The sequence below is a fragment of the Embleya sp. NPDC008237 genome (assembly GCF_042956465.1).
In the GTDB taxonomy this organism is placed as follows: Bacteria; Actinomycetota; Actinomycetes; order Streptomycetales; family Streptomycetaceae; genus Embleya.
Genome location: NZ_JBIBGL010000012.1, coordinates 1 through 25,048, shown reverse-complemented (window position 1 = coordinate 25,048; position 25,048 = coordinate 1). Strand labels below are relative to the sequence as shown.

The following is a 25,048-nucleotide window of genomic DNA, read 5'->3' as shown; positions in this document are numbered from 1 at the left end:
CGCCTCGGGTGGTCCGGGCGATCACCATTTCGGTCAACCCCTCGCTCCGCTTCGCCCGGGCCCCTACGCTGAGTTGTCGCTTTACCGATGCAAGCGTCGTGCCGATGCGACGATCCTTCGGCGGGGGTGGGGTGGGGGCGTGAACTTCGAGAGCGATCATCTGGTTCTGCAGTACCTGGGCGAGGTCGGCGACGCCGCCCAGCGCAGACTGCGCCCCGCCGACCGGGCCCGACTGGTGGAGCGGTTGCGCAGCCAGATCAACAGCGAGCGCGAGCGGCTGAACGCACACACCCCCGGCACCGTGCAGGTCGTCCTGGATCGGCTCGGCAGCCCCGAGGCCGTGGTCGGCCACGAGTTGTACCGGCTCGGCGACCTGCGCACCGCCGGGGCCGACGACGGCGTCGGCGCGATGTCGATGCGCGGTTCGCGCTACGCCACGGTGGCGCGCCAGATGGGCTTTCGCGCGGACGCGACGCCGATTCCGGCCGTGCCGGATCCGTCCCGCCCGCAGCCGGCCGCCCCGCAGCCGGCCGCGCCGCCGCCCCGGGTCTCCCCCGAGGCGCCCCCGGCGGCCGGTCCGCCCACGCTCGCCGAGACCGCGGCCGGCGGCGCCGCGACCAAGCCGGTCCCGCTCGCGGATCCCGAGGAGGAGCCGCTGTGGTGGCGCACGCCGCCGGAGGGCGGGACGCCGGAGCGACCCGCCCCCGACGTGTACGGCGACGGCTCGCTGCACGCACCGGCCTATCCGATCGGCGTGGTCTCGGACACGTCGGCGACCTGGGACGACGAGGACTCGCTGACCGAACCCACGCCGGCACTGGGCATGTTCGGTCCAGGGGCGCTGCGCACGCAGGTGCGCGAGGTGTTCGCGATCGCAATGATGGCGATCGGTGCGATCGTGGCGTCGACCGTGGTGGTGCTGCTCGGCTACCTGGTGGTCTTCACGGCGGGCGCGTGGTCGCTCAAGGAACGCCGGTTCGCCGCGTTCTATGTCCCCGGCGCGACCGCCCTGGCGTTCGCGATCGGCATGTGGATGCGCGCCACCGGGCACCTGGGCGCGGATCTGACCCGGGACGAGGCGTGGGACCGCTTCGGCGAGCTGCTGCCCGGGATGATCCGGATCGCCGCGATCGCCGCGTCCCTGTATCTGCTGTGGCGACTGAATCGTCGTCAGATCACCGCGTAGGCACGGGAACACCACCCGTACTCGGACTTGTCCGGGTGTGACGCACTCCGCTGCCGGGGCGCCGCATCCGCTCTTTACGATCCCATTAATTAGGTTAGCCTTACCTCCTCTGCATCGGACGGCGCCCGGACCTACCGCTAATAGGTCCGGGCGCCGCACTGTGCACACTGCCAGATGGAGGAGCCAAGGATGACGAACGGAGCGCGGCCCCAGCCCGCGAACCGCTTGATCCGCTTCGGGGCGATGGGCGCAACCGCCGCGCTGGCGCTGGCCGGCGTGAGCCTGGCCTCGCCCGCGCAGGCCGCCACGACCCCGTCCGTGAGTGTGTCGCCCGCCGTCGACGTCGACCCGGACGGCGCCACGATCACCGTCAACGGCACGGGTTTCGACAAGGTGCGCAACTCGGGCAACGGGGTCTACGTCCTGTTCGGACCCAAGATCGACGACTACTACGGCAACGCGGGTGCCTACAGCGCCCAGGCGTGGGTCGCGGGCAGCAAGATGAGCGCCGACGGCGCCTTCACCACGACGCTCGACATCAAGGCGAAGTACACCGACGGCAACGGCAAGGAGGTGGACTGCCTGAAGCAGGAGTGCCGGGTCGTCACCTTCGCCGCGCACGGCGCGAGCATGACCGACCGCAGCCAGGACACCTTCACGCCGATCGCGTTCAAGAACGGCACGCCGCCCGTGCGGACACCCGGGCTCGCGGTGACCCCGGCCGCCGGCGCCGACCCGGCCGGCCAGACGTTCACCGTCACCGGCACCGGCTTCGACCCCGTCCGCGACGGCGGCAACGGCATCTACGTCGCGTTCGGCCCCAAGAACGCCGACTGGAACACCAACCCGGCGCCGTACCAGGCGACCAAGTGGGTGCGCACCAACCCGGCCGCCTCGCCGGGCCAGGCCAAGCTGAACGCCGACGGCAGCTTCACGCTGACCCTGGACGGCATGAAGGCCAAGTACAAGAACAAGGACGGCGTCGAGTTCGACTGCTCCGTCACCACGTGCCACGTGGTCACCTTCGCCGCGCACGGCTCGCCCGACCGCAGCCAGGACACCTTCCTGCCGGTCGCGTTCAAGGCCCCGACGGTCCCGCCGGGCCCCGGTACCGGCTACCAGGTGATCACCACCGACGTGCAGGGCGGCCCGCTGACCCTGGGCGTCGGCGGCACCGACGTCGCGCTCCCGGGCGTCACCCTGAACGGCAAGGACGCCTTCACCGGCGGCGCACTCAACCCGCTCACGGTCTCCGACGCGCGCGGCACCAACGCGGGCTGGACGCTGACCGGCCAGGCCAGCGACCTGACCGCGGCCGGCGGCCGGATCGTCGGCGACAACCTCGGCTGGACGCCCACCGCGAAGTCGGTCACCGGCACGCTGCCCACCGGCGGCGCCACCCCGCAGGTCACCGCGGGCGCCAAGGCCGAACCCGGCACCGGCCTGGGTCGACCGCGCACCCTGTGCTCGTCCGCGGCCGGCGCGAGCGCCGGTTCGTTCGAATGTGCGGGCGCCCTGAAGCTCGGCGTCCCCGGCATCACCGTGCCCGGCACCTACACCGGCACCTTGACCCTGACCCTCATCTGACCCCTTCCCGGACCGGACCATCCCCCGACTCGCCGCCGACGGCCATCCCCCGCCGCCGCCGAGTCGGGGGGTGCCCCACCGCGCCGCCCCAGCCCGTGTCCGGCGAATCCCGGCAGCGCCGACCCACCGCCCGGCGCGTCGGCGCCCCCGACCCGGCGGCCCCCGGTGATCGACGCGCGCAGCGCGGAGAGCGGCGGAGCCGCAAGCGTGGACTTCGTGACCCGGGGCGAAACGCAGGGACACGAAGTCCCGAGCGAGGGACCGCTTTTCTTCTCGGAGGAGCGAAGCGGGGGAGAGAACGAAGCGGTCCCTCGCGAGCCGGCGCCGAAGGCGCCCGACAAAGGAGCCCCACCCCCATGCGCGCCGCCGCCCGCCTGTTGTGCGCCCTGTTCGCCACCATCGCGCCCCTCACCGCACTCGTCGCACTCGCGGCACCCGCCCGGGCCGCCGACGAGTTCACCTGGGGCGTGCAACCGGCGGGCGGACGCGACCACTTCGTGTTGACCGCCGCGCCGGGGCAGACCCTGGTCGACGTGGTCGGCGTGTCCAACTTCGGGGACAAGCCGCTGACGCTGCGCGTGTACGCCACCGACGCCGTGCTCGCCGCCGACGGCGGGATGACCCTGTTGACCGCCGCCGAGCAACCGAAGGATGTCGGTGCGTGGATCGGCTTCGACGCCGAGTCGTACACGGTGGCGCCGGGCAAACGCGCGGACATCCCGTTCCGGTTGACCGTCCCGGCGGACGCGAGCCCCGGCGACCACACCGGCGCCATCGTCGCCTCGATCAAGGCCGAGGCGACCGGCCCGGGACAACAACGATTCGACGTGGACCGACGCGTCGGCGCCCGGATCTACCTGCGCGTGGACGGCCCCGCCGTACCGCGCCTGGCGATCGAGGACCTGCGGCTGTCCTACGACAACCCGATCGCGATGTTCGGCGGCGCCGAGGCGGTCGTGCGCTACCGGGTGCGCAACACCGGCAACGTACGCACCACGGCGGGCGTCGAGACCACCGTCTCCGGGCCCGGCGGTTGGCGACTGGGCGGCCCCGCCCGAGCCGCCCTGCCCGAGCTGCTGCCGGGGGCGACGCACGAGGTGGTGCAGCGCTTCGATGGCGTCTTCCCGGCCGGTCGACTCACCGCGGACGTCGAGGTCACCGGCAACCCGGCGACGGTGACCGCGAAGTCGACGAGCGTATGGGCGCCGCCGTGGCTGCTGCTCGGCGCGATCACGCTGCTGCTCGGCGCGCTGATCGCCTACGCCGCGACGGTGCTCCGCCGACGCCGCGCCGCGGCCGCCTCCTCCGCCGAAGCCGCCGCCGCCGCCGCCAACGAGGCTGCCGCCGCGAAGGACACCGACACCGCGCCGGACGCCGCCGCCTCCCCCACCGAAGTCACCGCCGACCCGACCGGCTGAACACCCGCCGTCGCGCGTCGCCGCCCCGACCCCACCAGGAGCCGACATGTACACCTCCCCCCGTGTCCGTCGCGCCGCAGGCTCGGCCGCCGTGCTCGGCCTGGCCGCCGCCGGCGTGCTGAGCGCCGCCGCCGTTGCCTCGGCCGCACCCGCCGACACCCGTGCCGAGAGCCCGGCCGGACCCACCGCGACCGTGTCGCGCAGCACCGCACTGGCCCCGGCCGGCGACGAGATCACCGTCGTGGGCCGCGGCTTCGCCCCCGGTGCCCGGGTCACCGTCGCGCTGTACGGCGGCGACACCGCCGACCGGGCGGGCAGCCGCACGCTCGCCGCCGACGGGCAGGGCGTCGTCGCAACGCCGCTGCGGGTGGGCACCGGATTCGCTCCGGACGCGCCCGCGTTCGAGGTCCGGGTCGGCGTCGAGGGCGGACCGACCGCCGAGGTCGCGCTGACCTTCGCCGCGACCGCGCCCGGCGGTGCCCCCCGATCGCTGCGCGCCACCGCACCGGCGGCACCGGCGCAACTCGCGCAGGCCGCACCGCGGGCGGCGGCCGGCGGCGCGAAGCTGACCGTCACGCCGAGCACCGGCCTGGACCCGGCGGGCACGTCGATCACGGTCGAGGGCTCCGGCTACGCGGCCGGCAGCGGCAACGGGATCTACGTGGTGTTCGGGCCCAAGGAGGCCGACTGGACCACCAACGCGGGCAACTACGGCGCCTCGAAGTGGCTCAAGGCGTACGGCCCGGACGGGATCAACCCGGACGGCACGTTCTCGGCCACCCTCACCGACGTCAAGGCGACCTACAAGAACGGCGCGGGCAAGGACGTCGACTGCCTCCGGACCGAGTGCTACGTGCTGACCATGGCCGCGCACGGCTCGCCCGACCGCAGCCAGGACGCGTTCGTGAAGGTCTCCTTCAAGGGCGGCTCGGCCACGACCGGATCCGGCGCGACGGCCGGGGCCGGCACCACGACCGGCGGCGGCACCTCGGGCACGACCGGCGCGACGACCACCGGCGGCGGCACAACCGCGGGCACAAGTGGGTCGAGCGGGTCGAGCGGGGCGAGCGGCGGCGCGGGCAAGTCCGGCGGCGGCAGCCTGCCGCTGACCGGACCGGCCGGCCTGGTCGGCGCGGGTGTCGCCGGTGTCGCCCTGATCGGCACCGGCACGGTGGCCGTGCTGATCACCCGCCGCCGCCGCGCCACCCCGCCCACGGCGGCCTGAGCCCGACCGCCCGCGCCCACCGGTCGAACCGGCGGGCGCGGGCGGGTGTCGGCACTGCGGGCGGCGGCCCGCAGTGCCTACTTGCCGAGCGCGTCCAACTGCTCCAGGAACCACTGCTGCGGGTTCAGCGCGACCGCGGCGGCGGCCAGCCGCTTGGTCCGCTGCAGCCGCTCGGTCGAGTCCATCGTGAGCGCCGTGTGCAGCGCCTCGGTGGTCTGCGAGACGTCGAACGGGTTGACCACGATCGAGTCCTCGCCGAGTTCCTCGCACGCTCCCGCCTCGCGCGAGAGCACCAGCGCACAGCCCCCGTGCGCCTCGTCCAGGAGCGAGACGACCGGCACCTCCTTGGCGACCAGGTTCATCCCGTCCCGGATCGGGTTCACCAGCGCGACGTCGGCCAATCGGTACGCCGCGAGCGAGCGCGGGAAGTCGTCGTTGACGTGCAGGATCAGCGGCTGCCAGTCGCCGGTGCCGAATTCGTCGTCGATCTCCTTGGCCACCCGCTGCACCGCCGCGGTGTACTCGCGGTACTCCGGCAGGTCGTGCCGGGAGGGGTAGGCGAACGCGACGTGCACCACCCGACCGAGCCATTCCGGTCGGGTGCGCAGCAGCTCGCGATAGGCGAGCAGGCCCCGGACGATGTTCTTGGACAGTTCGGTGCGGTCCACCCGGACGATCACCCGGCGATCGCCCACCGCCTCGCGCAGTCCGGCGAGCCGGGTGTCCACGTCGGCACGCGACGCCCGCTCGCGCAGGAACTCGGCATCCGCACCCAGGCCGTGCACGCCGATCTCGGTCACATGGCCCGCATGCGTGACGGTCATCGCGTCCCGGTCCACCGTCGCGCCGAGCACGTCGGCGCAGCAGTCCAGGAAGGCGAGCGCCCAGCGCCGGGTCAAGAAGCCCGCGTGGTCGGCGCCGAGCACGCCCTCCAGGACGAACCGCGCGATGTCGTCGGGCAGCAGCCGGAAGTAGTCCGGCGGCGCCCACGGGGTGTGCGAGAAGTGCCCGATCCGCAGATCCGGACGCAGCCGGCGCAGCAGCACCGGCACCAGGGTCAGGTGGTAGTCCTGCACGACCACCTTGGCGCCCTCGGCGGCCTCGTCGGCCAGCGCCTCCGCGAAGGCCTGGTTGTACGCCTCGTAGGAGGCCCATTCCTTGCGGAAGCGCGCGTCGAAGACCGGCTTGGACGGGGTGTCGTAGAGCAGGTGGTGGACGAACCACAGGGTCGAATTCGCTATGGCGTTGTACGCCCGGGCGAAGGTGCCGGGGTCGATGTCGAGCATCCGCACCGCCAGGCCGCCGGTGTCGTGACCGGCGAGATCCAGCCGGCCCGAGGGAGCGGCCCGGGTCGCGGTGCGATCGGCCTCGCCGAGCGCCGAGCAGACCCACACGGCGCCGGTTCCCTGCCCGGCGGTGGACAGTCCGGACACGAGTCCGCCGCCGCCGCGGCTCACCGAAAGCCTGCCGTCGTCCTCCAGGGAGAAGGACACGGGACCACGATTGGACGCGACCAGGACACCGGCGGGAGGGGGAGCACTCATGCCCCGACCCTAGCCACGCATCCCGGTGCGCAAACCCGACCCGCTCGCGCCTGCGACTCGAACGGTGTGGCGAGAATCACGTGTGCATGTCATTACCGGGAGTAGCGAAGGTGTGTTTTCTCTTGACTCGTCGGGCCTGTCCCGCTCGGATGCGACCGGGTGACTCGGCCCGCCGACTCGACCGACGAATCGGACCCGGGCCCGGAAATCGGGCCTGCGGGCAACGGGGCAAGGGGGAATCGGGTATGCGCAGCAATCGTGGCCTCGGTGCGGGTGCGGTGGCCGCCGCGCTGGTCCTCGCGGCCGGTGCGGCACCGGCGGTCGCCGAGGGGGACGGCGCGTGCAACGACGGGGACGCGTGTCTGTACTACAACTCGAACACCAAGGGTGCGCGCTTCGATCACCGGTACAACATGGCCAACTACGCCGGTTACACCTTCATGCGGTCCCCGGACGGCAGCAGCGGCACGGGGGTGCCGGTGAAGAACAACGCCGCGTCGGTGTGGAACAACGACCCGACGCACATCCTGCGGATCTACTACGGCAGCAACTACCAGGGTCCGGTCCAGGAGATCGGCCCGAAGTCGACGGCCAATCTCGACCCGGCGCTGAAGAACAACAACGCGTCCGGCAGTTGGACCGCGCAGTAGGGGGCCGGCGCCGCGGGTCGGCCGCGATCGCGGTGCTGTGCCTGGCACTGGCCGGGTGCACCGGAGCCGGCGACCGCGGCGACCGCCCGCCCGCGGCCGACCTCGCGTCGGGCGCCCCGCCGCCGGCGACGGCGACTCCGGTGAGCGGCGAGGTGACCGGGCTCGACCTGCCGATCGCGGCCTACCTGCCGACCCCGGAACAGCGCGCCCGGCGGGCCTCGGCCGAGTCCGTGCTGATCCGGGACTGCCTGGCCCGGCTGGGCCTGACCTACCCGACACCGCCGGCCGCCGACGGCGGACCGGTGTTGAAGTCGCGCACCGAGCGCCGCTACGGGGTGGGCGACCCGGTCGAGGTGGCCACGTGGGGCTTTCGGCCGCCGGGCTCCGTCGCCGGCGGTACGGCCAAGCCGAGCGCGCCGGCGCCGAGCCGGGAGCTGGCGGTGGCGCTGTACGGCGCGGCCGGGGCGGACGGTGAGCCGCCGGCGCCGACCGAGGGCACCGATCGGCCGGGGCCGGGCTGCCTGGGCCAGGCGCGGTTCGCGCTGGGCGTGGATCCGGTGCTGGAGCGCGCGGCGCTGCCGAGTCGGCTGGACGTGGAGTCGTTCGAGCGGTCGCGGGCCGACCCGCGGGTGCTTCGGGTGCTGGCGCGGTGGTCGACCTGCATGCGCGCGAAGGGGTTCGACTACCCCGACCCGTTGGCGGCTGGCGGCGATCCGGCGTGGGACACGCCCGCGCCGAGTGCGCGCGAGATCGCCGCGGCGAGCGCGACGGTGGCCTGCCGGACAGAGCACAACGTGGCGGGCACCTGGTACGCGGTCGACGTGGCCTACCAGCGGCAGGCGATCGAACGCGAGGCGGCGGCGCTGGCACGGGTGCGGGCGAACGAGGACGAATCCGCCCGTCGGGTCGCCGCGGTCCTGGGCGGCTGAGCCGGCGCGCCCGCACCGGGCCCGCCTCGCCCACGACGATGGCGCGAAACAGCCGTCCGGCGCCCGACCGGGACGACCGTCAGCGCCCGACCAGGCGGGTCCGCGCACGGTACTCGGGCACGGTCGCCATCGGCGGCCGCTCTCGGGCCGCGACGTCGTGCGTGCGCAGCCGGAAGCCGTCCTCGTCCCGCTCGAACTGGGTCAGCGCGGTGCTGAGCTCGACCGGGTGCGCGCCCGTGGGGCCGCGGCGCAGTCGGCGCTCCACGGCCTGGAGTATCTCCGCCGCCATCCGGCCGAGGCCGGCCTCGTCCTGGTGGCTGTGCCGGCGCACGCCCACGTCCACCTGGGCCATCGCGTCCAGACCGGCCAGGCGCAGGGTGTCCACGAGCATCGCGGTCTCGACGCCGTAGCCGCACGGGAAGGGCAGCTGTTCCAGGAGCGAGCGCCGGGCCGCGTACTCGCCGCCGAGCGGCTGGACGAAACCGGCCAGTTCCGGCCAGTGCAGGTTGAGCAGGGGGCGGGCGACCAACTCGGTGACCCGGCCGCCGCCCGCGGGCACGATCGTGTCGCCGATCTCCAGCGGCCGGTCGTACATGGCCTTGACCAGTCGAACCGTGGAGTCGGTCAGCAGCGGGCCCAGGATCCCGGTGACGAAGTCCGCCGAGAAGTCCTTCAGGTCGGCGTCCACGAACGCCACGATGTCGCCGTCGGTGACCAGGAGCGAGCGCCACAACACCTCGCCCTTGCCGCGTACGGCCGCCAGCGTGGGCAGGATGTCGTCGCGGTGCACGACCCGCGCGCCCGCGTCGGCGGCGACCCCGGCGGTGTCGTCGGTGGATCCGGAGTCGACCACCACGAGCTCGTCCACCAGCGGCGCGCGCTCGATCAGCTCGGTCCGGATCACCTTGACGATGTCCCCGACGGTCGCCGCCTCGTTCAACGCGGGCAGGACGACGCTGACCCGGGTGTCGCGTTTGGCGTCAAGAAGCTTGTCGACGGGCCAGTCCGCGGCGACGGAGGACCGTCGTCGAAGCCAGGCGCTCACCTCGGGCTGCACGTTCGAAATCCCCTGTCGTCGCCGGTGTTCCGGCCTCGGTCGCGGTCACCCTTTATCGTCTCGCGAGGTGGACCGGATGATCGACGCGGCACCGGTTCGGTTACAGTCGTCGTCACCGGATACGACGATCGCACGTCGAGCCGGACAAACGCGGACCGGCCACCCGGCGACGGGTGTGTCCACCGCCATAGCAGCTCATCCAGAGGGGCAGAGGGAACGGCCCGTTGAAGCCCCGGCAACCATCCGATCGTCATTCCTCGTGACGCGCTTTCGGCGCGAGCGAGCACCGGCGGATCGGACAGGTGCCAAGTCCGGCCCGTGGGACCCCACGGGTAAAGATGAGGACAGAAAGGCCCTCGCCATGGCGACACCCACCGCCACCCGCTCCACCAGCGCCACCTCCACCGCCTTCGGTCCGGCCGTCGCGCTGTCGTGTCGCGAGTGCGGCGAACGCACCGAACTCGGCCCGAAGTACGCCTGCGAGTCCTGTTTCGGCCCGCTCGAGGTCGCCTACGACTTCGGCACCGTCACGCGAGAGCAGATCGAGGCCGGCCCGCAGAACATCTGGCGCTATGCACCGCTCCTGCCGGTCGCCGCGGACGTCGCGTCCCGGCCCAACCTGAACCCCGGTTTCACCAAGCTCGTCCGGGCCGAGAACCTGGGCCGCGAGCTGGGCATCGCGAAGCTGCACGTCAAGGACGACTCGGGCAACCCGACGCACTCCTTCAAGGACCGCGTGGTCGCGATCGCCGTCGAGGCCGCACGCACCTTCGGCTTCACCACCCTCTCCTGCTCCTCCACCGGCAACCTGGCCGGCGCGGTGGGCGCCGCCGCCGCTCGGGCGGGCCTGCGCAGCTGCGTGTTCATCCCGGCCGACCTGGAGGCCGGCAAGGTCGTCACGGCGGCCGTCTACGGCGGCGAGCTGGTCGCCATCGAGGGCACCTACGACGAGGTCAACCGGTTCTGCTCGGAGTTGATCGGCGACCCGGCCGGCGAGGACTGGGGCTTCGTCAACGTGAACCTGCGGCCGTACTACGGCGAGGGTTCCAAGACGCTGGCCTACGAGATCGCCGAACAGCTCGGCTGGCGGCTGCCCGAGCAGATCGTCATCCCGATCGCGTCCGGTTCGCAGCTGACCAAGATCGACAAGGGTTTCCGCGAGCTGATCGCACTGGGCCTGGTCGAGGACACCCCGTACAAGATCTTCGGCGCGCAGGCCACCGGGTGCTCCCCGGTTGCGGCGGCGTGGAAGGCCGGCCAGGACGTGATCCGCCCGGTGCGACCGGACACGATCGCCAAGTCGCTCGCGATCGGCAACCCGGCCGACGGCCCGTACGTGCTGGACGTGTGCAAGCGCACCGGCGGCGCGGTGGAGGACGTGACCGACGCCGAGGTGGTCGAGGCGATGAAGCTGCTGGCCCGCACCGAGGGCATCTTCGGCGAGACCGCCGGCGGCGTGACCGTCGGCTGCCTGCGCAAACTGCTCGCGTCCGGCGCGCTGGACCCGGACGCCGAGACGGTCGTGCTCAACACGGGTGACGGCCTCAAGACGTTGGACGCGGTCACGCCGACCACCGGCGCCACCGCGACCATTCGACCCACTCTGGATTCCTTCCGAAAGGCCGGCCTGGCATGAGCGTCTCCGTTCGCATCCCGACGATCCTGCGCACCTACACGGGCGGGGCGGCCGAGGTGTCCGTCGAGGGGACGACCCTCGCCGAGGTCCTGGATGCCTTGGAAAAGGATCACACCGGAATTCGCGCGCGCATCCTCGACGACGAGGGCAAGCTGCGTCGCTTTGTGAATCTGTACGTGGACGACGAGGACGTGCGCTTCGCGGACGGTCTCGCCACGGCCACCCCCGACAAGGGCACCGTTTCGATCATCCCGGCGGTCGCGGGCGGTTGCTGACGCGATAGGCCGACGGTCCCGATCTTCATCGACTCGGGCACGAAACGGAACCGAGAAATCCGCCGCCCGGAGCACCGGGCGGCGGATTTCTTCGTCACCCGGAGAGGGTGATCGTTACACGTGTTTAACCGGGTCCATTTCCCGGCTTTGGCGGCGACGCGTCGGTAAACCCGTGGTCGGGATCACACCCGTTATGTGCGGAAGGTCGCTTTCCTGACGAATTGAAATACGGCTTTCCTGGTGACTCGCGAAGAATGCGGTCTTTATTCACTCGGGAATTCTCGTCCGATTGACCTGTTGCTCCGGGCATCCGTCCGGATACATTCAGCCGCGGTCGTAGCGGAAGGCCGGGTCCTTCTGGATACGAACCCGGAGCTGCGGCGTGCAGTATCCGTGAAAGGGCCAGTAACAGGGGAGTTAGGAATGGCTCAGGGCGCCGTCAAGTGGTTCAACGCGGAGAAGGGGTACGGCTTCATCGCGGTCGACGGTGGTGCGGACGTTTTCGTCCACTACAGCGCGATCCAGATGGACGGGTACCGGACGCTCGAGGAGGGGCAGCGAGTCGAGTTCGAGATCTCGCAGGGGCAGAAGGGGCCGCAGGCCGACATGGTCCGCGTCACCGCCTGAACCAGGGGGCAATCCGCTCCTCTGCTTGAAACGGTCCACACCACGGACTGCACGACACACCGCAGCACACATCTTGTCCGATCCTCCGATTCCCACCGATCCCTTGCCGGATCGTCGAATCGGGTCGATCGGTGACCGGGGCCCGGCCTTCCCGCCACGCGGGGGCCGGGCCCCGGTCGTTGCGCGTCCGGCCCCGGGCCCGCCCGCGACCCGTCGTCTCCGGTGCGGCCCGCCCCACGTGCGACACACGCGGGCGTGCACGCGGACGGGTCGAGACCTCCCGTTGCGCTTGCACTCGGCATGGTCGAGTGCTAATCATTGGCGTTAGCACTCTGGATGTGAGAGTGACAGAAACGGACCGGGCCGGTGAGGCTCGGCACCCGTGAGGGAGGGATCCTCGCGGTGGTCGGGTCGTCCGTCGCGGGCGCCAGTGCGGTCCGGCACTCACCCCCGTTCTGGGAGGACTTCACCACATGGCCAAGATCATCGCGTTCAACGAGGAAGCGCGCCGCGGCCTCGAGCGCGGGATGAACCAGCTCGCCGACGCCGTCAAGGTCACGCTGGGCCCCAAGGGCCGCAACGTCGTGCTCGAGAAGAAGTGGGGTGCGCCCACCATCACCAACGATGGTGTGAGCATCGCCAAGGAGATCGAGCTCGAGGACCCGTACGAGAAGATCGGTGCCGAGCTGGTCAAGGAGGTCGCGAAGAAGACGGACGACGTCGCCGGTGACGGTACGACGACCGCGACCGTCCTCGCCCAGGCGCTCGTTCGCGAGGGCCTGCGCAACGTGGCCGCCGGCGCGAACCCGATGGCCCTCAAGCGTGGCATCGAGAAGGCCGTCGAGGCCGTCTCCGAGCAGCTGCTCGCGCTCGCCAAGGACGTCGAGACGAAGGAGCAGATCGCCTCCACCGCCTCGATCTCCGCCGCTGACCCCCTGATCGGCGAGATGATCGCCGAGGCCATGGACAAGGTCGGCAAGGAAGGCGTCATCACCGTCGAGGAGAGCAACACCTTCGGTCTCGAGCTCGAGCTCACCGAGGGCATGCGCTTCGACAAGGGCTACATCTCGCCGTACTTCGCGACCGACATGGAGCGCATGGAGGCCGTCCTCGAAGACGCCTACGTGCTCATCGTCAACTCGAAGATCACCTCGGTGAAGGACCTCCTCCCGCTGCTGGAGAAGGTCATGCAGTCGGGCAAGCCGCTCATGATCATCTCCGAGGACGTCGAGGGCGAGGCCCTGGCCACGCTCGTCGTCAACAAGATCCGCGGCACCTTCAAGTCCGTCGCCGTCAAGGCTCCGGGCTTCGGCGACCGTCGCAAGGCCATGCTCGGCGACATCGCCATCCTCACCGGTGGCCAGGTCATCTCCGAGGAGGTCGGCCTCAAGCTCGACACCGCGGGTCTCGAACTCCTCGGCCGCGCCCGCAAGGTCGTCGTCACCAAGGACGAGACCACCATCGTCGACGGCGCCGGTGACTCGGACCAGGTCGCGGGTCGGGTCAACCAGATCCGCGCCGAGATCGAGAACTCGGACTCGGACTACGACCGCGAGAAGCTCCAGGAGCGCCTCGCGAAGCTGGCCGGCGGCGTGGCCGTGATCAAGGCCGGTGCCGCGACCGAGGTCGAGCTCAAGGAGCGCAAGCACCGCATCGAGGACGCGGTGCGCAACGCGAAGGCCGCCGTCGAGGAGGGCATCGTCGCCGGTGGTGGCGTGGCCCTGCTCCAGGCGTCCACCATCGCGTTCGACAAGCTCGAGCTGGACGGCGACGAGGCCACCGGCGCGAACATCGTGCGCCTGGCCGTCGAGGCCCCGCTCAAGCAGATCGCGGTCAACGCCGGCCTCGAGGGCGGCGTGGTTGTGGAGAAGGTGCGCAACCTGACCCCGGGTCACGGCCTCAACGCCGCGACCGGCGAGTACGTGGACCTCATCGCCGAGGGCATCATCGACCCGGCGAAGGTCACCCGTTCCGCGCTGCAGAACGCCGCGTCGATCGCCGCGCTGTTCCTGACCACCGAGGCCGTCATCGCCGACAAGCCGGAGAAGAACGCCGCTCCGGCCGGCGGCGGCGCCCCGGACATGGGCGGCATGGACTTCTGATCCACTGAGGATCGGTGGTCCCGACCCACGGTCGGTTGTTTTACGGAAGAGGCGGTCCCTTTCGGGGGACCGCCTCTTTCGCGTTTCCGCGTGTTCGAAGCCGTGTTCGCTCGTTCGAGTGGCGATGGCGACTTACCCTGAAACGGTCTCCGGGCGGCCGTAGCGTCGTTCTCGTACGACATGGATCGAGGTGGGCGAGGTGGACGAGTTGACCGCACCCGTGATCGAAGTGACCACCGCCTGGCGCGACATCGTGACCATGTGGAAGGAATTGGAGGCGCCCGAAGGCTGGCGCGCCGAGTTCGACGGAGAGAACATCACGATGTCGCCGCCTCCGGGACACAGGCACGAATTGATCGCGGACGACCTCCATTGGCAGCTGCGCCGGGCCGCCCCCGAAGGATGCGGTGTCTTTCAGCATCTCGGCGTGGAGATCATGTCGGTCGGTCGGCTGTGTATTCCCGACCTGGTGGTGGTGGCACGGGAAGACGTCGCCACGCCGACTCCGGCGGATCGGGTTCTTCTCGTCGCCGAGATCACCTCCCCGAGCAACGCGGACACCGATCGTGTCGACAAGCTGCGGGCATACGCACACGGGCCGATTCCGCTCTACCTGCTCGTCGATCGCTGGGACAAGGACGGCCCGGCGGCGACGTTGTACTCCGAGCCGGACGGCAAGGTCTACCAGCGCATCCAGCGCGTCGATTTCGGCGGATCGGTCGCCGTCCCCGGGCCCTTCGGTATCGAACTGGACACCTCGGACTTTCCCTCGAGGTAATACGGCGGAGAGGTCTTCGGACCCGCGCGCCGCCGACGCCGAGGAGCAGCGGCGCGCCGAGCGCACGCTGGACGACGCCGGCGCCCACCCGGTGGCGCCGGCCCCCGGAGCACTCGCACGCCGGTGTCACCGTGGGCCGGGCGCAGAGCGAGCGGCTGGTCGGCGCGTACGCGGTCGGTGGCGAACGGCCGATCTACGCGTCGTTGACCGCACGTTCGTTCGGTGGCTGAGTCGGGGCGAGGCCGCCGAGCGGGGCGATCACCTCGGCGTCGCGTTCGCAGACCCAGTGCGGGTCCTCCCCGAGCTCGGGTTCGAGGTAGAGCGGGTGGTCGTCGTGCCGCGGGCACGGCGGCCACACCGTGCCCTGTTCGGTCAGTGCCTCCTGGACGTCCTGCCCGATCAGTCCGGGGACGTACGCGGCGCCGTCGGGCCACTGCTCGACCCACCACTTGCGCTCGACCAGGGCGTGCTCGACCACGGTCACGGTCTCGGGGGTCTCGACGCCGTGCGTGCGCAGATCGGCCAGGACCAGGGCGCGGGCGGTCAACAGGGCGGCGTCGGTCGGATCCTTGCTCATGGTCCACAAGTGTGCGTGATCGCGACGTATACGAGAATCGAGCGTGTGGCTCTCCTCATCGATCCCCCGGCCTGGCCCGGACGCGGGCGACTGTGGTCGCACCTCGTCAGCGACGTCTCGCATGCCGAGCTGCACGCGTTCGCCCGCGCGCTCGGCGCGCCGGAACGTGCGTTCGACCGGGATCACTACGACGTCCCGGCCGACCTGTACGCGCAGGCACTGGCCCAGGGGGCCGAGCCGGTCTCCAGCCGGGAACTGGTGGTCCGGCTGACCGCGGCGGGCCTGCGCCGGCGCAAGCGGTACCGACCGCGCTGACGGTCGGCGGCGGGTCGGTCAGGACTGCTGACGCGGGATGGTGCCCTCCAGCCGCTCCAGCTCGGCGCGCATGTTGTAGCGGGCCGCCTCCTCGTACCGGGCCGCGCCCAGTCGGGTGTGGAACAGCCGGGGCAGCGACATCAGGTCGCGCAGTACCGCGGCGCGGGCGGCCCGGAACGCCTCGTCCGGGACGAACGCGTACTCCTCGCGGACCGCCGCCGTGTACGCCTCGTAGCGCTCGCGGTCGGCGGCCAGGATGGCCAGGTCCGCATCGCACAACACGTGCGCGTTGTGGTCGGACTCCCCGGGCGCGTGCTCGGCGGTCACCCGGACCAGGCGCACCGTCTCGGCGACCAGGGCCGGCGCCACGCCCGCCTCGCGCAGGCCGCGTTCGGCCAGCCGCGCGCTGCGCTCCTCGTTGTCGGCCCGGGCGGGGTCGTAGACCGCGTCGTGGAACCACGCGGCGAGCATGACCGCGTCGGCGTCGTCGGCCTCGTAGGCCAGCTCACCGATCAGGTCGAGCACGGTGCGCAGATGGTCGGTGTCGTGATAGCGGCGGTGCGGCTCGGCATAGCGCGCCAGCAGGCTCTCGACGACGGCGCCGGCCTCGGCGTGCTCACCGACGAGCCGGGCCCACTGGTCCCGCAGCGTCACGGTCGCGGACTCCTGGATGCGTTCCACCCGGCCAGCATGGCAGAACGAGCGAGCGAAGCCGACCACCAACCGTTCCGACACACGCGGTTCACTCGTATCGGATGCCGATCGCACGCCGAATCACCGGCCGGGATCGCCCGCCGATCAGCCGGTGCCCACCGATGCCGTCAGCGGCTCCGGGAGCGGGCGGGCGTGCAGCACGACCAGCCCGGAGACCGCGCGGGTGAGCACCACATAGAGCCGGCGCAGTCCCTGGGTCTCGGCGTCGACGATCTCGGCCGGTTCGGCGACCGCGACGTGGTCGAACTCCAGACCCTTGGCCAGCGACGCGGGCACCACGCTGATCCGGGCCTGTTCGCCGTCGCCGTCCGCGCCCAGGACCCGATGCGCGACGGCGCCCGCCCGCAATGCGGCGGCCACCTCGGCCACCCGCGCGTCGGCGCAGATCAGGCCGATCGAGCCCTCGTGGTCGAGCAGTTCGACGGCCGCCTCGGCGGATCGCGCGGCCAGTTCGTCGGCCGCGACCGCACGCAGTTCCAGTGCGCCCGCCGCCTGGCGGACCGAGGACGCGGGCACCAGGCCCGGTGCGATCAGCGGCAACAACCGACTGGCGAACTCCAGGATCTGCAGCGGCACTCGGAAGCCCCGGGTCAGCTCCTCGATCCTGGCCCCCTCGTGTCCCAGATGCCGCAACGTTTGTTGCCAGCCGGGGGTGGCCCACGGCGTGGTGCCCTGCGCGATGTCGCCGAGCACCGTGGCCGAGCCGGTGGAGCAGCGCCGACCCACCGCACGCAACTGCATCGGGGACAGGTCCTGCGCCTCGTCGATCACCACATGCCCGTAGCCGCCGGTGCGGTGGAGCAGGTCGGCGGTCTCGTCCACGAGCACCGCGTCGGCCACGGTCCAGCGGGCGGATCCCACCCCGCGCGGCGGCGTGGCCCAGCCGATCGCGGCCTGTTCCTCGGCGCTCAGCACGCCGTCCGCGCACGCGGCCCGGAAGTCGGCGTCGCCCAGCAGCCGGAACACCAGCTTGAGCGGGTCCACCGCCGGCCAGATCGCGTCCACCGCCGCCTTGACCGGCCGGCTGCGCGCGACCGCGTCCTGGACCCGGTCGTCCGGGGACTCGCCGCGCTCCTCCATCTTGGTCAGCAGCGCGTGTGCGATGCGCTGCCGGAGCATGTCGCGGGCCGCGCCGTAGCGCACGTCGCGCGTGCGCAGCGCGGCGACCAGTTCCTCGACCTCGTACACCGCGAGCCGCCAGGTGCGCGAGTCGCGGACCACGGCCACCGACTCGGTGGGTGCGCGCAGTCCCGACCACACCGCGCGGCGCAGCACCTCGGCCATCCGCGCGTCGCCCTTGATCGTGCCGGACACCGCCTCGTCCGGCGCCCGGACCTTGATCTTGGAGGTGCGGGTGACCAGGTCCTCGACGGTGGTCTGACCGACCTCGATCTCGCCGAGCGCGGGCAGCACCTGCTGGATGTAGTCGAGGAAGGACCGGTTCGGGCCGACCACCAGGGTGCCGGAGCGTGCGAGGCGGTCCCGGTAGGCGTACAGCAGCCAGGCCACGCGGTGCAGGCCGACGGCGGTCTTGCCGGTGCCGGGCGCGCCCTGCACGCACAGCGTGTGGCCCAGGTCCGAGCGCACGATCTCGTCCTGCTCGGGCTGGATGGTCGCCACGATGTCGCGCATCGGGCCCACGCGCGGGCGTTCGATCTCCGCGGCGAGGATGCCGCCGACGGTGTCGGTCTCGTTCGGGTCGGTCAGGTGCTCGTCCTCGAACGCGGTCAGCTCGCCGGCCGTCCAGCCGAAGCGGCGGCGCAGTTCGACACCGAGCGGCTCGTCCCGGTTGGCCCGGTAGAACGCGCGGGACAGCGGCGCGCGCCAGTCCACCACCATCGGGTCGCCGAGTTCGTCGTGCACGTGTCGGCGGCCGATCCAGAAGGATTCGACGGGCTTGCTCGGGTCGGCGCTCACCTCGACCGGTTCGACTCCCTCGACGCCGTCGGCGAACCGGCCGTCGACCCGGCCGAAGAACAGCGGTGAGCCGGCGTGGTCGGCCAGTGCGGCGATGCGCTTGGCGATCAGGTGCTGGGCGGTCTCGTTGGCGACGGCGGTGGCACCGACGTCGCGCAGGTCGAGCGCCTCGGTCTCCTCGCGCATCCGGCGCAGGGCGGCGCGGGAGGCGTCCAGGTAGGCGCGTTCGACGGCGAGCGCGTCGGAAGCGGGCAGGGCGGGGCCGGTGGTGGCGGGCGCGGACATGTTTCTCCGGTTCGTGGCGGCGACAAATCGGAGCCCGGCCGTGTGCGATGCCACGTCCTGGTGCGCCCCTGCGGAGGGCACGGGCCGATTGCCCGAAGGTGGCGGCCCGCGCGGCCCACCGGTGCCGGGCGCCGAGGACGGTTCCCGATCACTGCACTGGGTGGGACAGCGGAATCAGCGAGCCTAGGCGAGTCCGGCTCTGCCATCAACTCCCTTTGCCGGGCCATGCTCGGTTGCCGGCGGGCCGGCCGCCCGGACGGGCGCGAACGGCCCGACGGATCGGCCATCGTGGTGCGGCGGTCACGGCCCACGGTGCGGCGGTCGTGGCGAACAAGGGGACGGTGGTTCGGGGATGAGGCTGTGGGCGACGCGGACGGTGCTCGCGATGGCGCTGGTGGCCGGGGTCGCCCTCGCACCGGCCCCGGCGGGCGGTGGGCGCGGCGGGCGGGTGTCGACCGGATTCGAGCGGCGCGGCGGCACGGTCTGGACGACCGTGGCCGAGGAGCGGGACTACCTGCGCGACCTGGTCGCGGCGGCGCCGGGCCCGGAGCGGGCCGGGTGGGGAGCCGCGCGGGTCACGGTGACCCGGGTCGGCACGAGCGCGCGCGGCCGGGCCGTGGACCTGATCACGGTGGCCGGCACACGGTCGGTGCCCGAGCCGGTCCGGGTGTTGTTCGTCTGTGGCCAGCACGGCGACGAGCCGGCCGGTCGGGAGGCGTGCCTGAAGCTGGTCCGGGATCTGGCCGCGGACCGCTCGCCGGCGGGACGCCGACTGCTGGAGCGGGTCACCGTGCTGGTGCTGGCCACGCCGAACCCGGACGGATCGGCGGCGGGCACGCGCGCGACCGCCGAGGGGGTGGACCTCAACCGGGACCATGTGGCGGTGGGTTCGCCCGAGGCGCGGGCGATCCGCCGGGTGCTGCGCGAGGCGCGCCCGCACATCGTGCACGACCTGCACGAGTTCACCGTGCCGGCGGACACCGCTGCCCCGCCGGCCCTGTACCTGTGGCCGCGCAATCTCAATGTGGCTCCCGAACTGCGTTCCCTGTCAATCGAGTTGGCGCGTGATCGGATCGGCACGGCGCTGCCCGCGGCGGGCTGGGCGGCGGGCGTGTACGGCGAGGACGGCACCGCTCGACAACTCGGCGGCGACGGGGACGAACGGCTGCTGCGCAACGCGGCCGCTCTGGACCACGCGGTGGCGGTGCTGGTCGAGGTCGGCACCCGACCCGTCTCGGCGCTCGAGCGCGCGGACCCGGGTCTGCTGGGCCGGCGCCGGGTGGCCGCGCATCTGGTGGCCGCGCAGGCCACGCTGCGGATGGCCGCCGAGCGTGGGGACGCGATCACCGCGGCGGTGCGAACGTCCCGGGAGCGGGCCGAGCGCGGTGGCGAAGTGGTGTACTTCGACGGGGCCGACAACGTCCCGGCGGGCCGCGGCGCGGTCGGGCCGATGCCGTGTGCGTATCGGCTGACGCCGGACCTGTACGCGAGCGCCCGGGCCGCGCTGGCCGAGCACGGTGTCCGGGTGCAGCCCGACCTGCGGGTGCCGACGGCGCAACCGGCGGGTGTGATGGCCGCGTTGCTGCTCGACCCGCGGGCCCGCTTCGCGGTCGCGATGGCGACCACCGAGCCGTGTGCGGGCACTTCGGCGCCGCATGCCGACGCGTTGTGAGCGGGCGTACGGGCCCACCGATCCGAGTGCGGGTGCGATGTCCGTCGGGACGACCGGGAGTTACCGGGCCGGTTCCACGTGGTCGGCGAGGGCGGTGAGCAGGTCGGCGATGCCCTCCGGGCCGGCGACGACCAGGTCGGCGCGTTCGGCGAGGGCGTGCACCTCGGCCGAGCCGCTGCACACGGTGACGCCGGCGGTGCCCTGCTCGCGCAGTCCCTCGACGGCTTCGAACGCGGCGAGGTCGCCGAGGTCGTCGCCGGCGAACAGGACCGAGCCGGCCTGCTTCTCGGCCAGGAAGCCGGTCAGTGCGCGGCCCTTGTCCATTCCGCGCGGGCGCAGTTCGAGCACGTAGCGGCCGGGCTCGACGGCCAGGTCGTGCCGCGCCGCGAGGTCGTCGAGCGGGTCGCGCAGCAGCGCGAAGGCGGCGTCCGGGTCCGGTGCGCGGCGGGTGTGCACGGCGAGCGCGCTGCCCTTGTCCTCGATCCGGGTGGTGTCCCACAGGTCGAGCTTTCGGAGCAGGCCGGGCAGGGCAAGGCGCACCTCGTGCACCCCGCGCGGCGGCTCGGGCGCGCTGATCCGGTCGGTCGCCGCGTCCCAGCGCTCCAGGCCGTAGTGGCCGAGCACGACGAGGTGTTCGAGCCCGGGCACGCCGCGAAAGCGGCCGTACTCGACGGCGACCGCCGCCGGGCGGCCGGTCACGATCACCACCGCGGCCAGGTGCGGGGTCAGTCGGGACAGTGCGGCCACCGCGCGCAGGTCCGCGCGCGCCTGCTCCGGGCGATCGACGATGGGGGCGAGAGTGCCGTCGAAGTCGAGCGCGACGACGGCTCGGGCCGGCTCACCGAGCAACGCGGCGAGGCCCGCTCTGCCGGCCGGCGTGGTGGGTGCGGGCAGCGTGGACCGGTTCGTGGACATGCCGTCCAACCTACCCAGTGGTCAGCGAACCGAGCAGGCGATCCGCCAGCGGGACCACCTGGTCGTCGACCACGATCACGGTGAGCCGATGCCGCGGAATGCCGGCGAAGGTCGGCTTGATCCGGCCGATCCCGGGCAGCGCGGCGGCCAGCGCGCGGGCCTGCTTCTCCTGCCCGACGGGGTGGTAGACGGTGGTGGCCGGGACCGAGCCGCGGAACACGTCGGTTCCGGTGACCTCCCAGCCCGCCGCCTCCAGCCGCCGGGCCATGCGCTCGGCGAGCGCGGGCACCTTGCTCTGATCGAGCAGCACCACCTTGCCGTGCGCTCCCCGAGGCACCGCGGGCGCCCGGGCGGGCGGCACCGGGCGGGCGGAGCCGGCCGGTGCCGCGGCCGGCGCCGGCCCGGACGGGAGCCGGGCCCGGTCCGCGGCCACCCGGGAGGCGGGTTCGTCCCGGCCGATGGCGAGCACGCCGGCCACGACGCAGATGGCCAGCAGCGCGGCCACCGGGATCAGGCCGCGCCGCGAGCGGGCCCGCGCGGGTGCCGTGTCGGCGCGCAGGCCGGCGATCAGGTCACGCTCGGGCGCCGGGGAGTCCGGCTCCGGGTCGGCCTCCTCGGCCCACGCGTCCTCGTTGGTCCAGATCAGGCCGTACCGACCGAAGCCGGGGAACACGTCGTACTCGTCCCTGCGGCGCGGGAACATCGGGGCCGCCGCTCAGTGCCCGGAACGGCGCACGGTGGACCGGGCCTGTTGCCGGGCCTCGCGCAGCCGCCGCAGCCGCTGGACCAGCATCGGATCGTGCTCCAGGGCCTCCGGTCGGTCGAGCAGGGTGTTCAGCACCTGGAAGTAACGGGTCGCGGAGAAGCCGAAACGATCGCGCACGGCGCGTTCCTTCGCGCCGGCGTGCTTCCACCACTGGCGCTCGAATTCGAGGATGTCCCGATCCCGGTCGGAGAGCCCGCCCGCGGGCACCGCTTCCGGCGAGGTCGGCGCGCCGGCCTGCCCGGGAATCACGGGCGGCTCGGGCCGCGCGTCGTGTTCCTCGCCCATCGCTCACCCCTTCGGTACCTCGCCGGGCCCGTCGACCCGCTTTCGGCATTGTGCCCGCCCGTGCCGACGGACCACCGCACCGGCACGATGATTCGCCGGAAAAGCCCATGAATCACCCGAGGGAGGGGGGCACCGGAGAGACCTATATGCTCCGCCGCATGTCTACTTTTGCCGTCCATATCCCCGCCGCCGAACTCGAAGCCGACCCGCTCGACCCGGCGCAGATCGTCTCCGGCACGCCCGAGGTCTCGGGCAAGGTCCTGTGGGAGTCCGAGGACGGCAAGCAGATCCGCGGCATCTGGCAGATCACCCCGGGCGTGGTGACCGACACCGAGGCCAACGAGCTGTTCGTGGTCGTCTCCGGCCGGGCCACGATCGAGATCCGCGGCGGCGCGACGATCGAGGTCGGCCCGGGCGACGCGTGCGTGCTCCAGGAGGGCGACGAGACGGTGTGGACGGTGCACGAGACGCTGCGCAAGGCGTACCACATCACCCTGCCGTAGCACCGCGCCCGGCGACGGCGGCAGGTGTCGCCCGGCGCCGCACCGACCGCCGGATCCGCACGCGGCGAAGCCCACAGGCCCCGAGACCTGTGGGCTTCGCGCTTCCCGGAGTCGGTCGGACCTACTTGACCGATCCGGCGGTCAGGCCGGACACGACGTGCTTTTCGATGTAGGCGAACAGGATCACCACGGGCACGATGGCCACCACGGATCCGGCGAACAGGTACTGCCATTCGACGCGGTAGGCGCCGAGGAAGCTGTTGATGCCGACCGTGAGGGGTTGCTTGTCCGGTGTGGTCACCAGCACCAGCGCGACGGTGAACTCGTTCCACGCGGCGATGAAGGTGAAGATCACCGCCGTGACGATGCCGGGCATCGCCAGCGGCAGGGTGACCCGACGCAGTGCCCCGAGACGGGAGGCACCGTCGATCATCGCGGCCTCCTCCAGCTCGACCGGGATCGCGCTGAAGTAGGCGGTCAGGATCCACACCGAGAAGGCCAGGTTGAACGCGCCGTTGACGAGCACGAGCGCCCAGTACGAGTCGAGCAGGTCCAGGATGTAGAACTCCCGGTACAGCCCGACCAGCAGCGACGTCGGCTGGAACATCTGGGTGACCAGCACGAGCAGCAGGAACACGCCCCGGCCGCGGAAGCGCTTGCGGGCGGTGTAGTAGGCCGCGGGCAGCGAGACCACCAGCACGAGCAGCGTGGACATGCCCGCGACCAGCAGCGAGACCTTGAGGTTGTCGCCGAGCGTGGACTTGTCCCACACGTCGACGAAGTTGGCCCACTCGAACTTCGACGGCACGTAGCCGTCGCTGGTCAGTTCGTCCTTGGGGCGCAGGGCGGTGATCGCCATCTCGATGTACGGCAGGACGAAGACGATCGCGATCACCCAGGCGAGCGCGCCGAACCACAGCTGCTTCTGGCTGTACTTCGAGCCCCCGAGCTTGCCGCGTCCGGGTCGCTTCCCGCCGCCGGGGGCGCCCGCGGGCTGCTTCGCGGCGCCGGTGCCCGGCTTGCGGCCGGCGGCGGTGCTCGTGCTCATCGGTCGGTCTCCTTGTTACGGCTGACAACGAGGAAGAACGCGACCAGGATGATGATCATCGCGAAGTTGGCCACCGACATCGCGGCGCTCTCCCCGATGTCGGACGCCTTGAGCTGGTACATGAACACCGTGGTCGTCGCGGTCTCGTAGCCCGGACCGCCGTTGGTCATCGCCCAGATGATCGGGAACGAGTTGAAGACGTTGATCAGGTTGATCACCACCGCAACCAGGATCGCGGGCTTGAGCAGCGGCAGCGTGATCGACAGGTAGGTGCGCCACGTGGACGCGCCGTCGATCTTGGCCGCCTCGTACACCTCGCCGGGAACCGTCTGGAGCCCGGCGAGCAGCGTGTACGTGGTGAACGGGAGCGAGACGAAGACCGCGACCGCCATCATCCACGGCATCGCCGTGGAGGGCCTGCCCAGCCAGTCCTTGCCCGCGTCCATCAGGTGCAGGTCGACCATGAGCGTATTGATCGCACCGTGGGTCTCGTGCAGCATCCACTTGAAGACGACCGCGGTCATGAACACCGAGGCCGCCCACGGCACGATCATCGCCCAGCGGGCGAACCGCCGGCCGGGGAAGTGCTGGTTGAACAGTTGCGCCAGGAACAGCGACAACACGAGCGTGATCGCGACGACCACCAGCACCCACACCACGGTGTTCCACAGCACGGCCACGAAGTCCGGCTCGTCGAACAGCTTCTTGTAGTTGTCGGTGCCGTTGGATCCCACCACGATGCCGGTGCGGCGGATGCGCTGGAACGAACTCCAGACCATCACGACCACGGGCCACAGGACCACGACACCGATGAGGAGGACGGCCGGGCCGATCCACGGCAGCGGGGCCAGCGCCTTCTTGACTCTGGTGACGACGGTAGGCGCTCTGCGTACGGCGGTTTCGGCCACGGGGCCGTCCTCCTCCTTCGGTGCTCGGACGTATCTGTGGTGCGTCAGCTCTTCTGCTGCGCGACCGCCGCTTCGGCTTCCTTCTGGAGCTGGTCCAGCACGTCCTTGGGCGACTTGCCGGAGACCGCG

At 71.9% G+C, this 25,048-nt stretch carries 24 protein-coding genes and 1 riboswitch; of the genes, 14 read left to right on the top strand and 10 right to left on the bottom strand.

All coding sequences use genetic code 11. From position 1 onward, the window contains the following. Nucleotides 1-139: 139 nt before the first annotated feature. The 4 genes from ACFZBU_RS28825 to ACFZBU_RS28810 all read left to right on the top strand — a co-directional run bounded on the left by ACFZBU_RS28825 (nucleotide 140) and on the right by ACFZBU_RS28810 (nucleotide 5,416). Complete coding sequence (locus ACFZBU_RS28825) at nucleotides 140-1,186, top strand: hypothetical protein (RefSeq protein WP_391586595.1); 1,047 nt, start codon at nucleotides 140-142, stop codon at nucleotides 1,184-1,186. Nucleotides 1,187-1,375: 189 nt separating this feature from the next. Further along, a complete protein-coding gene (locus ACFZBU_RS28820) occupies nucleotides 1,376-2,773 on the top strand; it encodes a hypothetical protein (RefSeq protein WP_391586594.1) in 1,398 nt (465 codons plus the stop codon). Nucleotides 2,774-3,129: 356 nt separating this feature from the next. Beyond that, nucleotides 3,130-4,191, top strand: a complete 1,062-nt coding sequence (locus ACFZBU_RS28815; protein ID WP_391586593.1) for a WxL protein peptidoglycan domain-containing protein — start codon at nucleotides 3,130-3,132, stop codon at nucleotides 4,189-4,191. Between the two features lie 46 nt (nucleotides 4,192-4,237). Further along, nucleotides 4,238-5,416, top strand: a complete 1,179-nt coding sequence (locus tag ACFZBU_RS28810; protein WP_391586592.1) for a hypothetical protein — start codon at nucleotides 4,238-4,240, stop codon at nucleotides 5,414-5,416. Between the two features lie 77 nt (nucleotides 5,417-5,493). On the opposite strand, the gene ACFZBU_RS28805 is transcribed toward ACFZBU_RS28810, so the two are convergent. Beyond that, nucleotides 5,494-6,960 carry a trehalose-6-phosphate synthase gene (locus tag ACFZBU_RS28805; protein ID WP_391586591.1) on the bottom strand — a complete coding sequence of 489 codons (1,467 nt, stop codon included), beginning with the start codon at nucleotides 6,958-6,960 and terminating at the stop codon, nucleotides 5,494-5,496. 245 nt (nucleotides 6,961-7,205) lie between these two features. Between ACFZBU_RS28805 and ACFZBU_RS28800 the strand changes: the two genes are divergently transcribed. Next, a complete protein-coding gene (locus tag ACFZBU_RS28800; RefSeq protein ID WP_391586590.1) occupies nucleotides 7,206-7,610 on the top strand; it encodes a peptidase inhibitor family I36 protein in 405 nt (134 codons plus the stop codon). Beyond that, nucleotides 7,595-8,539, top strand: a complete 945-nt coding sequence (locus tag ACFZBU_RS28795; protein ID WP_391586589.1) for a hypothetical protein — start codon at nucleotides 7,595-7,597, stop codon at nucleotides 8,537-8,539. The genes ACFZBU_RS28800 and ACFZBU_RS28795 overlap by 16 nt, the downstream gene beginning before the upstream one ends. 79 nt (nucleotides 8,540-8,618) lie before the next feature. On the opposite strand, the gene ACFZBU_RS28790 is transcribed toward ACFZBU_RS28795, so the two are convergent. Then, entirely contained in the window at nucleotides 8,619-9,596 is a 978-nt protein-coding gene (locus ACFZBU_RS28790; protein WP_391586588.1) for a glucosyl-3-phosphoglycerate synthase, read from the bottom strand. Between the two features lie 192 nt (nucleotides 9,597-9,788). Then, a riboswitch (SAM riboswitch) is annotated at nucleotides 9,789-9,941 on the top strand. Nucleotides 9,942-9,957: 16 nt separating this feature from the next. On the opposite strand from ACFZBU_RS28790, the gene thrC reads away from it, so the two are divergent. The 5 genes from thrC to ACFZBU_RS28765 all read left to right on the top strand — a co-directional run bounded on the left by thrC (nucleotide 9,958) and on the right by ACFZBU_RS28765 (nucleotide 15,014). Continuing rightward, entirely contained in the window at nucleotides 9,958-11,232 is a 1,275-nt protein-coding gene (gene thrC, locus ACFZBU_RS28785; protein WP_391586587.1) for a threonine synthase, read from the top strand. Continuing rightward, nucleotides 11,229-11,507: a MoaD/ThiS family protein gene (locus ACFZBU_RS28780; protein ID WP_391586586.1), complete on the top strand. Its 279-nt coding sequence runs from the start codon at nucleotides 11,229-11,231 to the stop codon at nucleotides 11,505-11,507. Before thrC ends, ACFZBU_RS28780 begins: the two co-directional genes overlap by 4 nt. Before the next feature lie 423 nt (nucleotides 11,508-11,930). Beyond that, nucleotides 11,931-12,134, top strand: coding sequence for a cold-shock protein (locus ACFZBU_RS28775; protein WP_020557826.1), 204 nt, complete (start codon nucleotides 11,931-11,933; stop codon nucleotides 12,132-12,134). A 473-nt stretch (nucleotides 12,135-12,607) separates the two neighbouring features. Continuing rightward, complete coding sequence (groL, locus tag ACFZBU_RS28770; RefSeq protein WP_391586585.1) at nucleotides 12,608-14,236, top strand: chaperonin GroEL; 1,629 nt, start codon at nucleotides 12,608-12,610, stop codon at nucleotides 14,234-14,236. Between the two features lie 199 nt (nucleotides 14,237-14,435). Next, on the top strand, nucleotides 14,436-15,014 hold the full coding sequence (locus tag ACFZBU_RS28765) for a Uma2 family endonuclease (RefSeq protein WP_391586584.1): 579 nt from the start codon (nucleotides 14,436-14,438) through the stop codon (nucleotides 15,012-15,014). 193 nt (nucleotides 15,015-15,207) lie between these two features. On the opposite strand, the gene ACFZBU_RS28760 is transcribed toward ACFZBU_RS28765, so the two are convergent. Next, entirely contained in the window at nucleotides 15,208-15,591 is a 384-nt protein-coding gene (locus ACFZBU_RS28760; protein ID WP_391586583.1) for a hypothetical protein, read from the bottom strand. Between the two features lie 45 nt (nucleotides 15,592-15,636). Between ACFZBU_RS28760 and ACFZBU_RS28755 the strand changes: the two genes are divergently transcribed. Then, nucleotides 15,637-15,906, top strand: coding sequence for a DUF4031 domain-containing protein (locus tag ACFZBU_RS28755; RefSeq protein WP_391586582.1), 270 nt, complete (start codon nucleotides 15,637-15,639; stop codon nucleotides 15,904-15,906). Nucleotides 15,907-15,924: 18 nt separating this feature from the next. Here the strand turns inward: ACFZBU_RS28755 and ACFZBU_RS28750 are convergent, their stop codons facing one another. Next, a complete protein-coding gene (locus tag ACFZBU_RS28750; RefSeq protein WP_391586581.1) occupies nucleotides 15,925-16,587 on the bottom strand; it encodes a metal-dependent phosphohydrolase in 663 nt (220 codons plus the stop codon). Nucleotides 16,588-16,704: 117 nt separating this feature from the next. Further along, a complete protein-coding gene (locus ACFZBU_RS28745; protein WP_391586580.1) occupies nucleotides 16,705-18,822 on the bottom strand; it encodes a HelD family protein in 2,118 nt (705 codons plus the stop codon). A 352-nt stretch (nucleotides 18,823-19,174) separates the two neighbouring features. On the opposite strand from ACFZBU_RS28745, the gene ACFZBU_RS28740 reads away from it, so the two are divergent. Then, nucleotides 19,175-20,494: a M14 family metallocarboxypeptidase gene (locus tag ACFZBU_RS28740; RefSeq protein ID WP_391586579.1), complete on the top strand. Its 1,320-nt coding sequence runs from the start codon at nucleotides 19,175-19,177 to the stop codon at nucleotides 20,492-20,494. Nucleotides 20,495-20,554: 60 nt separating this feature from the next. On the opposite strand, the gene otsB is transcribed toward ACFZBU_RS28740, so the two are convergent. The 3 genes from otsB to ACFZBU_RS28725 are packed head-to-tail and all read right to left on the bottom strand — an operon-like array spanning nucleotide 20,555 to nucleotide 22,460. Next, the gene (gene otsB, locus ACFZBU_RS28735; RefSeq protein WP_391586578.1) at nucleotides 20,555-21,409 is read right to left on the bottom strand and encodes a trehalose-phosphatase; all 855 of its coding nucleotides are present in this window, start codon (nucleotides 21,407-21,409) and stop codon (nucleotides 20,555-20,557) included. 10 nt (nucleotides 21,410-21,419) lie between these two features. Further along, on the bottom strand, nucleotides 21,420-22,112 hold the full coding sequence (locus tag ACFZBU_RS28730) for a LytR C-terminal domain-containing protein (protein WP_391586577.1): 693 nt from the start codon (nucleotides 22,110-22,112) through the stop codon (nucleotides 21,420-21,422). Nucleotides 22,113-22,124: 12 nt separating this feature from the next. Further along, nucleotides 22,125-22,460: a DUF3263 domain-containing protein gene (locus tag ACFZBU_RS28725; RefSeq protein WP_391586576.1), complete on the bottom strand. Its 336-nt coding sequence runs from the start codon at nucleotides 22,458-22,460 to the stop codon at nucleotides 22,125-22,127. A 158-nt stretch (nucleotides 22,461-22,618) separates the two neighbouring features. On the opposite strand from ACFZBU_RS28725, the gene ACFZBU_RS28720 reads away from it, so the two are divergent. Beyond that, a complete protein-coding gene (locus ACFZBU_RS28720; protein WP_391586575.1) occupies nucleotides 22,619-22,963 on the top strand; it encodes a cupin domain-containing protein in 345 nt (114 codons plus the stop codon). Nucleotides 22,964-23,084: 121 nt separating this feature from the next. On the opposite strand, the gene ACFZBU_RS28715 is transcribed toward ACFZBU_RS28720, so the two are convergent. Next, nucleotides 23,085-24,011 carry a carbohydrate ABC transporter permease gene (locus ACFZBU_RS28715; protein ID WP_391586574.1) on the bottom strand — a complete coding sequence of 309 codons (927 nt, stop codon included), beginning with the start codon at nucleotides 24,009-24,011 and terminating at the stop codon, nucleotides 23,085-23,087. Then, nucleotides 24,008-24,919, bottom strand: coding sequence for a carbohydrate ABC transporter permease (locus ACFZBU_RS28710; RefSeq protein WP_020557696.1), 912 nt, complete (start codon nucleotides 24,917-24,919; stop codon nucleotides 24,008-24,010). The genes ACFZBU_RS28715 and ACFZBU_RS28710 overlap by 4 nt, the downstream gene beginning before the upstream one ends. Nucleotides 24,920-25,048: the final 129 nt, after the last annotated feature.